General features: G+C 66.2%; 1 protein-coding gene and 1 pseudogene. Both read right to left on the minus strand.

What is annotated here, in order from left to right; genetic code table 11:
• A partial coding sequence (locus tag QZY48_RS08315) for a hypothetical protein (protein ID WP_295430046.1) occupies positions 1–194 on the minus strand: 194 nt, incomplete at its 3' end.
• A 126-nt stretch (positions 195–320) separates the two neighbouring features.
• Positions 321–1567: pseudogene (locus QZY48_RS08320) on the minus strand (glutamate synthase subunit beta).
• Positions 1568–1700: the final 133 nt, after the last annotated feature.

Genomic DNA, 1700 nt, shown 5'->3' on the forward strand with positions numbered 1-1700 from the left:
CGACGCCGCAGGTCAGCGATCTCGTCAGCGCGGACGGCGTCGACCGCGTGGAAAGCGGCGAGGTGATGATCGATCGCGGCAAGTCCGGTCTCGACGCCAGTGAAGCGCAGGCGCAGCTCCGCTTGGATGTCATCCAGCTTGGTGTGGACGCGGCGAAGCATCTCGGTGGTGAGGTTTTCGACCTGGTCAGCCATGATTGTCGGCCCTGTGTTGACTGTCTCGGAGTTATCCTAAGTCTTTTCCGCGCTTCAGGTAAAGGCAAAGAAAAAGCGGCCCGCAGGCCGCTCTCTCAGACTCCCGGGGGCGGGACGCCCCCGCTCCTACCTCGGCAAATCCGACCGCCCCATCAACCACTCATCCACCGCCCGCGCGCACTGCCGCCCCTCGCGGATGGCCCACACGACGAGCGACTGCCCACGCCGCATATCCCCCGCCCCAAAGACCCCGGGCACCGAAGTCTGGTAGGCCCCGACGCCTTCGGTGGTCGCCTTGACGTTGCCGCGCGGGTCGAGTTCCAGTCCGGTCTCGGCCTTCAGCGCCTCGATCATGCCGGCGTGCACCGGGTGCACGAAGCCCATGGCAAGCAGCACCAGGTCGGCCTTGAACTCGGCCTCGGAGCCCGGGACCTCGGACATCTGCCAGCGCCCTTGGGCGTCCTTGTCCCACTGCACCAGGCAGTACTTGACCGCCTGGACGCGTCCCTGGTCGTCGCCGACAAAGCCCTTGGTCAGCACATTCCAGTGCCGCTCGCAGCCTTCCTCCTGCGATGAGGAGGTCCGCAGCTTGTTCGGCCAATCGGGCCACGTCAGCCCCTTATCCTCCTTGACCGGCGGCTTGTCCAGGATCTCGATCTGGGTAACCGACTTGGCGCCGTGGCGGTTGGAGGTGCCGATGCAGTCCGAGCCGGTATCACCGCCGCCGATAACCAGGACCCGTTTGCCGTTGGCGTTGATGAACTCGTCATCCGGGACATAGGACCCCTGGACCCGCTTGCTGTTGCGGGTGAGGAAGTCCATGGCGAAGTGGATGCCGGAGAGTTCCCGACCGGGTGCGGGCAGGTCGCGGGGCGCCTCGCAGCCGCCGGCCAGGACCAGGGCGTCGTAGTCGGCGCGCAGTTTGGCGACGGGGATATCGCGGCCGATGTGGGCGTGGGTATGGAACTCCAGGCCTTGTCGACGATGGCGCATTCGATGGTCTTGATGGCCACCGGGGCATCGCCGATGTTGAGCGTGCAGGCGGCCTCGCAGGGGGCGGGGCAGATGCGGCCGGTGAACTCCGGGAAGTTGTTGGTGGAGTGCAGGACCTCGATGGCCAATTGCCAGTCGCCCTTGTAGGTCAGGTCATTCCAGTCGGGGATGATGTTGTTGACCGGGCACCCCTGGTGACAGAAGGGGATGCCGCAGTCCATGCAGCGCGCGGCCTGGGTGCTGACCTCGGCGTCGGTCAGCGGAATGACGAACTCCTGATAGTTGACCACACGGTCGGACACCGGCTCGTAGCGGCGGTCGCGGCGGTCGTGTTCCATGAATCCGGGGCCGTAGCGCTCCGCCACCCGGCCCGAGAGCATGGCGCCGAAGGTGCGGTTGTAGTTGTGCACCCGGGTCTCGATGGCGACCGGCTCGCCGCGTTGCAGGGCGGGTTGGGCCTGCTTGATCAGTTCGTGATCGAGCGACTGGTCGAGGCCGTGGTCCTGGGTCTCG

The sequence above is a fragment of the uncultured Thiodictyon sp. genome (assembly GCF_903828115.1).
Classification (GTDB): domain Bacteria; phylum Pseudomonadota; class Gammaproteobacteria; order Chromatiales; family Chromatiaceae; genus Thiodictyon.